General features: G+C 46.9%; 6 protein-coding genes and 1 pseudogene. 3 read left to right on the plus strand and 4 right to left on the minus strand.

Going from position 1 to position 6,953, the window contains the following annotated elements:
* A partial coding sequence (locus A1D16_RS07195; RefSeq protein WP_290708674.1) for a substrate-binding domain-containing protein occupies positions 1-761 on the plus strand: 761 nt, incomplete at its 5' end.
* A gap of 13 nt (positions 762-774) precedes the next feature.
* Here A1D16_RS07195 and A1D16_RS07200 read toward each other — a convergent pair.
* From A1D16_RS07200 to A1D16_RS07210, 3 genes are read right to left on the minus strand one after another with little or no spacing between them, the layout of a single operon-like run.
* Positions 775-1,914 carry a cystathionine gamma-synthase gene (locus A1D16_RS07200; RefSeq protein ID WP_290708675.1) on the minus strand — a complete coding sequence of 380 codons (1,140 nt, stop codon included), beginning with the start codon at positions 1,912-1,914 and terminating at the stop codon, positions 775-777.
* Positions 1,915-1,927: 13 nt separating this feature from the next.
* Positions 1,928-3,799, minus strand: coding sequence for an asparagine synthase (glutamine-hydrolyzing) (gene asnB, locus A1D16_RS07205; RefSeq protein ID WP_290708676.1), 1,872 nt, complete (start codon positions 3,797-3,799; stop codon positions 1,928-1,930).
* A 10-nt stretch (positions 3,800-3,809) separates the two neighbouring features.
* Positions 3,810-4,394 carry a DUF2911 domain-containing protein gene (locus A1D16_RS07210; RefSeq protein ID WP_290708677.1) on the minus strand — a complete coding sequence of 195 codons (585 nt, stop codon included), beginning with the start codon at positions 4,392-4,394 and terminating at the stop codon, positions 3,810-3,812.
* 119 nt (positions 4,395-4,513) lie between these two features.
* On the opposite strand from A1D16_RS07210, the gene A1D16_RS07215 reads away from it, so the two are divergent.
* Entirely contained in the window at positions 4,514-5,809 is a 1,296-nt protein-coding gene (locus A1D16_RS07215) for an acetyl-CoA hydrolase/transferase C-terminal domain-containing protein (RefSeq protein WP_290708678.1), read from the plus strand.
* Here the strand turns inward: A1D16_RS07215 and A1D16_RS07220 are convergent.
* A complete protein-coding gene (locus tag A1D16_RS07220; protein ID WP_290708679.1) occupies positions 5,787-6,392 on the minus strand; it encodes an ACP phosphodiesterase in 606 nt (201 codons plus the stop codon). The two genes, A1D16_RS07215 and A1D16_RS07220, sit on opposite strands and share 23 nt — an antisense overlap.
* Before the next feature lie 273 nt (positions 6,393-6,665).
* On the opposite strand from A1D16_RS07220, the pseudogene A1D16_RS07225 reads away from it, so the two are divergent.
* Positions 6,666-6,953, plus strand: a pseudogene (locus tag A1D16_RS07225) (hypothetical protein); the annotation flags it as partial.

A 6,953-nucleotide genomic window follows, 5' to 3' on the forward strand; every position in this document is an offset into this window, starting at 1 on the left:
GTATGACAGACTGTGCCATTGAGCAGAACTACCATCTCATGATTTGCCAGAGCAACGAAACAGAGTCGCTGGAAAATAAAAGCATCCGCAAGCTTTTGTCCTGCAATATCGAAGGGCTGTTGATATCGGTATCAAAGCAGACAAAAAATCATACGGTGCTGGAAGAAGCCAATAAAAAAAATGTACCGGTAGTGATGTTTGACCGGGTAATAGACAGTTTTGCCTGTACCAAGGTTATTGTAAATGAATACGAAGGCGCCTTTAATGCAGTGGAGCACCTGATAAAAAAAGGTTGCCGCAGAATTGCGCATGTGGGCGGCCCCAAGGAGCTTTCGGTTTCGCAAAAAAGAATGCAGGGTTATCTCGATGCGCTTAAAAAACACCAGCTTCCCCTGCTGCCTGAATATATTTCCTGTTGCAAGTCATTTGAGGAAGATGCCCTTCTTTCCATCAAAAAAGTAATGTCGCAGCAAGAAATGCCGGATGGCATTTTTTGTATCAATGATCTTTCGGCCATTGCTGCCATTAATTATGCCAGAAAAAAAGGGCTTTCCGTTCCGCGCGACCTGAAAGTGGTTGGATTCAACAACGATCCTGTAAGCGCGCTGGTAGAACCGGGGTTAACCACTGTTATGCAACCCGGGTACGAAGTGGGGAAGCTGGCCATGGGTGTACTAATTGATGAGATCAAAAAAAAGCCCACTAATTTCAAGCTATTTGAACTTCGCACCAGCCTGGTTAAACGAAAATCAAGCATGTAATCGCCCCAGATGGCTATCCAATAGCATTGGCCAGGTCCTGGATAAGATCTTCCGCATCTTCCACCCCAACACTTAAGCGGATCAGCGAATCGGATAACCCGTTTTTGATCCGTTCTTCTCTTGGAATAGAGGCATGCGTCATAGAAGCGGGGTGATTGATAAGCGATTCTACTCCGCCCAGGCTTTCTGCCAGCGAAAAAAGTCGGGTAGAGGACAGTAGTTGTTTCGCCGTTTCCACGGAATTATCTTTCAGCTCAAAACTCATCATTCCACCAAAACCGCGCATTTGTTTTTTAGCTACCGCATACCCGGGATGGTCTTCAAAACCGCACCAGTATACCTTTCCTACTTTTGGATGTTTTCTTAACCAATGTGCAATTTTTTCGCCGTTTTCACAATGTCGTTGCATGCGCAGGTGCAGTGTTTTGATGCCACGTAATACCAGGAAACAATCCATCGGGCCCGGCACGGCACCACAGCTTTTCTGAATAAAATACAGAGAATCGTAGAGTGTTTTATCGTTCACTACCAATGCACCCTGGATTACGTCACTATGTCCCCCGAGGTATTTGGTAGAGGAATGCATAACAATATCGGCACCCAGGTCGAGCGGATTCTGTAAATACGGAGAAGCAAATGTATTATCCACACAAAGCAGGGAACCACTGCTTTTGGCAATAGCTGCAATGGCCGCAATATCGCCGATATTCATCAGTGGATTGGTGGGTGTTTCCAGCCAGATAAGTTTGGTAGCCGGGCTTATCGCCGCTTCCACTGCTTCGAGTGATCCCATATCAACATAGCTGAATTTTATTCCGAATCGCTCAAATACTTTGGTAAACAGCCTATAGGTTCCGCCGTATAAATCATTTCCGGTTACCACTTCATCTCCGGGCGACAGTAATTTTAAAACCGCATCGGTTGCAGCTACGCCGCTGGAGAAAGCCAGTCCGTACTGCCCGTTTTCAATTATTGCGAGCGCCTCTTCCAATGCTTTTCGGGTTGGATTCTGGGAACGGGCATATTCAAAGCCTTTATTTACACCTGGTGCTTCCTGTACGTAGGTAGAAGTCATGTAAACGGGGGTCATAATAGCCCCGGTGGAGGGATCCGGTTCCATACCGGCATGAATAAACTTAGTAGCTATTTTCATTGGAAAACAAATTTTAAACGGCCAATAATTTGCCCATTACAAGCAGTCGCCAGTCTGCTGCGCCGGCAGCGGCTTTGCCTGTTTTAGGGCGGTCAAGATAGCGCTTTTGCAAGATTCCTTCATCAACCAATACCCGGGCGGATTGCAATACTTCTTCCTGCACTGCCGCCTGTTGCAGCCAGCTTTCCTGCGGCGGCTCATAACCGATCTTCTTCTTCTGCCAGGCAATCGGTTGGGGCAGATGACCACTCATAGCGGTTCTGAGTATCCACTTGGTATAGCCATTTTGCATTTTGGCACTGGCGGGCAGGGAATAGGCAAATTCCAGCAGTGCCGGGTCAAGAAAGGGCAGCCGGATTTCGCGGCCGAATGCCATACTATTACGGTCGGCATACCGCAATAATTCCGGTAGCCGTCCCATAGTAAGGTCATAGTACAGTATGTCCTGGAGAGAGGTTACAAAAGGTTTGAACAGGTCATGGGGTCGTAGGGAGGCAGCTATATAAGCTTGCTCCGCAAAAGGTATGCGCTGAATGGCAGCTGCCTGCTTTTTGATGAGCTGTTCCTGAGCTGCCTGGGGAAACCAGGCAGCCAGCCGGTTCTTCCACCCCCATCCGCCTGTCCATCCGTGCGCTTTAAAGGCATTTAACTCCTTTAAAAAGCTGGCATACCGACCAGATCTCCATATTTCCTGTAGAAACCAGGGAATATAGGAGGGGTATCCCGCCAGTAACTCATCGGCACCCTGTCCGTCGAGTAATACGGTTATTCCCTGTTCAGCGGCCCGTTGCAGTACCTTGTACTGCACAAGGGCACTGGCGGATTCAATGGGCATTTCCTGGTGATAGAGTAGTTTTTCAAGATCGGTAAGCAGGGTTGTTTCGGTAGGGCTGCAGGTAATCGATTGAATATTCAGTTCCTTTGCCAACAGCTGTATTGCCGCCGATTCATCGCGTTCAAAGCCCGGGAAAACAGCGGAGAATCCGGTCCAGTTTTCCACTCCCAGTTCTTTTACAAGGGCGGCAATGGAAGAACTGTCAATCCCACCGCTAAGGGAGGATCCCACTTGAAGGTCCGAGCGCAGCCGACGTTGTACCGATGCCTTCAGCAAAGCACGAAACCTTTCCACCTGTTCAGTGGCTGCATTCGGGTGCCCCTCCACCGAGGTTACCCGACCGGTAAGATCCCAGTAACGGGTAAGTTCAAGTTCTCCCCAGGTACCCGAACCGTAGGCATACCGGGCCGTATGGGCAGGGGGCAATTGGAAGATGCCGGTATAAAAACTTTGCACAGGCTTTAGGGGAATACCGGTAATACCGGCCCCCAGGTAAAGCAGTACCTGATGCGGATCGGGCTGCCTGGGTAGGCCCAGGGCCCAGAATGCCTTCATCTCAGAGGCAAACAGCAGCCGGCCCTGGTGCCAGGTAAAAAACAGGGGTTTTTCGCCCATACGGTCGCGGGCTAAAAAAAGCTCGGCCTGGTCCGCATCCCAGATGGCCAATGCAAACATACCAGTAAATTGTTCCACACAGGATTTACCATATTCCTGGTACGCTGCAAGAATTACCTCGGTATCGGATTCCGTGCGGAACCTATATCCCTTTTTTAGTAAAGCCTCCCGCAGTTCAATATAATTATAGAGCTCGCCATTATAGGTAATAGTGTATCGTTCCGAATACTGCATGGGCTGTGCAGCAGCAGGCGAAAGATCGATGACGGATAAACGGCGATGGCCGAAAAAAACCCGTTTGGAAGGGTCGACCCACCAAGCTTCGCCATCCGGGCCACGATGCGCCAGGCTTTTGGTCATGACCTGGAGGTCACGTAAATGCCCTTCCGCCTCTGCAGCAGCTGCCTCCGTTAAAATTCCGGCAATTCCACACATATTATAAAGATCAGAAAAAGCTGATGGGAATCCGCACCATTTCAGTGTCCCAGCCAATAAACAGGTGTATGCTACCGTTGGTTTTTTCGAAATACATACTAAAAGACTCGAGCGCATCCGCATTATGTTGCACGGCTACATCTGTTCTTGCCACATCTTTTTTGGGGTCGTATAAAAATGCCCCCCAGGTATCGGTTTCCCTGTTAATAATGATGGTCCATTTTTCGGTGGTAGGAATTGCATACATGGTATACCGGCCCTTTTTTACCCGGGTATCGCCGATTTTAGCATCCTTGAACAATTCTATTTCCGTGGCTTCATTTGCTCCAAGTCTCCAGATACTGCCATACTCTACCAGCTCGCCAAAAACCTTCCGGCCATTTTTCTGCGGGCGGCTGTAGACTACGCGAACCATTAAAGGCTCACTGGCTTTTTCCTGGATACGTAGAATCGGGTAATTCGCCGGATAATAGCTAAAATCAAGCGGCGATTTATCTACCGGGGGAAATTTGAATTGAGCATTCAGGGAAAATTGAACCAAACAGCAGACTGCCAGCAAAAATCCTGTCCTGTACACATTAAATCGAGTTGTCATGCATTGCTACCTTTACAGGCCCAAAAATAACGAAGCGCTGGAATAATGTTCATTGGTTTTTATGACAGGAATCAGGAATGCGGTTCTTTTGCTCTTATATTTTTGCTAAAACAATTTACATGCGTCCACCTATACAGTATGTATCCGCAGAAGAAGCCTTATCTGTTGTTCAGTCCGGTAACCGGGTTTTTGTGCAGGGAAGTGCACAAACGCCCTCCTATATGATGAAGAAACTGGCTGAACAAAAAGACCGTTTGCGGCAGGTGGAATTGGTAAACATTACGGTATACGGCGATATGGTTGTGGACAAACCTGAATACCAGGGCCATTTTCATATCAATTCACTGTTTGTATCAGCCAGTATCCGCGATGCCGTACAGGCGGGCAGAGCAGATTATGTGCCCGTTTTTCTAAGTGAAATCCCTGAACTTTTTAAACAGGGGATATTACCGATTGATGTAGCCATTGTGCATGTTTCTGTACCGGATATACATGGTTATTGTTCGCTCGGCGTATCGGTAGATATAGCCCGGTCGGCAGTTAATACCGCCCGGTATGTTATTGCACAGGTTAACCCGAATGTTCCGAGAACACACGGCGATGGAATGATCCATGTAAACCGTTTTCATGCCATGGTATATCATGAAGCACCCTTACATGAAGGAAATTTTTCCGCAAAACTCGGCGAGGCCGAAAAAAAGATCGGAGCCTATATTGCCGGGATGATCGAAGACCGGGCTACCCTTCAAATGGGAATAGGGGCCATACCTGATGCGGTACTTCGCTGCCTGGGCAATCACAAAGACCTGGGGGTGCATACTGAAATGTTCAGCGATGGTATTATAGACCTGGTGGAAAATGATGTAATCAATAACAAATTCAAAGTCATTCATCCCAATAAATCGGTGGTGGGGTTTGCCCTGGGATCAAAACGTTTATACGATTATGTGAATGATAACCCTGCATTTGCCTTTCTCGACATTGATTATGTGAACGAAAGTTCGGTTATACGCCGCAACCCCAAAATGGTTGCTATTAATAGTGCCGTGGAAATTGATTTAACCGGCCAGGTTTGTGCCGATAGTATTGGAACTTTTCAGTATTCAGGTATTGGCGGACAAATGGATTTCATGCGCGGAGCGGCCCTGAGCCCGGGCGGAAAGCCGATTATAGCCCTACCTGCCCGAACCGGGAAAGGCATTTCCAGGATAGTACCGTTTCTCAAAACAGGGGCAGGGGTAGTTACCACACGGGGGCATATTCATTATGTGGTTACTGAATTCGGGGTGGCGTATTTATATGGAAAAAATCTACGCCAGCGGGCCAAAGCATTGATTGAAATTGCAGATCCCAATGACCGTGAAATGCTGGAAAAAGCAGCGCATGAACGGTTTAAAGTGTTCCCGGTCGAATAAGCTGGCGCCGGTATTCATCACTCACGAACAACATCAATTCCGGGAAAAATCGCTGAAAGCAATCTTTCAGCAGCTGGTAATCGGCTTCGAAGGCTTCGAAGGCAGGTTGAAAAGAATCAAGGTATTTGGCCCGCCGAACCAGGCCTTCCATGCTGCGTTCAATACCCCATCTTTCCTTATAATTCAATAACCAGTTCTGTTCTTTCATGTAGGGAAACATGCGGGAAAACTGATCCGGGAAATACGCCGCTTGTCCTTCTAATGTACCGTACACCCATTGACTGAAATCATGGAGGCTATTACCAGGAAAAGCAAGTTCATCTGTTGCCAGGAAATGATCATAAACAACATCTACAAATGCAGGGGCATAGAGGCCGGTAGCGGGCTTAAAAACCTGTTTTGCCCGTTTATTGATCAGGTGTTCATCGGTAAACTTATCTATTGCTCTATGCAAATCGATGCCCCTGAGTATGGTGGCAGGGTAATCAAACTTCTTTTTGCCTTTCACAAAATCGCTGATAAGGTTGCCCAGGAGCAGGTCTGGCTGGCGAAAAGACAGATAGGCGTGTGCTAGAAAGTTCATTTTTTAAAATAGTCGGTTTCCACTTCTCTAATTTAACCATGGATTAACCGCGATTTACTTTTTATTTAACAAATTTTGTCAACTGGCCGTCTGGCCTGCGTTTCAGCCGATTTTTTTATACCCGTAAACGCTAATCTTTTCAGGTACTTATCAAATATTTACTTTAAATCACCATCCTTCACTATTTACTTGACAGGGGTTGTAACCTTTTTACTTTTACATCGTCAAACTATTCAAACGAGCATTAATCATTAAACCTTTAAATGTCAATTTATGAAAAAGTTTCTCTTAATCGCCGCAACTGCTTTTGTAAGCCTGGCCAGTTTCGCAAATGTTGATCCTATTACCGGCAAGGTATTGGAATCTTTCCGCACCGAATTTGCTGATGCAAAAAATGTACAATGGAAATCTCTGGATGATGCAGGTCTTTTCCAGGCAACCTTCAGCTATCGTAATACCGAATTAAGTGCATTTTATGATGCAGAAGGATCCCTGGTTGCAACCGCACGTTATATCGACAAAGCCAACTTACCGATTATGGTAACAAAAGCTATCCAGGAA

It is taken from the genome of Flavihumibacter sp. CACIAM 22H1, assembly GCF_001601815.1.
Taxonomy (GTDB): Bacteria; Bacteroidota; Bacteroidia; order Chitinophagales; family Chitinophagaceae; genus Flavihumibacter.

What these genes read in the sequence shown, in the direction of transcription:
- A1D16_RS07220 (WP_290708679.1), bottom strand. Translation starts at nt 6,392, where the DNA reads ATGAACTTTCTAGCACACGCCTATCTGTCTTTTCGCCAGCCAGACCTG.
- A1D16_RS07215 (WP_290708678.1), top strand. Translation starts at nt 4,514, where the DNA reads ATGCGTCCACCTATACAGTATGTATCCGCAGAAGAAGCCTTATCTGTT.
- A1D16_RS07210 (WP_290708677.1), bottom strand. Translation starts at nt 4,394, where the DNA reads ATGACAACTCGATTTAATGTGTACAGGACAGGATTTTTGCTGGCAGTC.
- asnB (WP_290708676.1), bottom strand. Translation starts at nt 3,799, where the DNA reads ATGTGTGGAATTGCCGGAATTTTAACGGAGGCAGCTGCTGCAGAGGCG.
- A1D16_RS07200 (WP_290708675.1), bottom strand. Translation starts at nt 1,914, where the DNA reads ATGAAAATAGCTACTAAGTTTATTCATGCCGGTATGGAACCGGATCCC.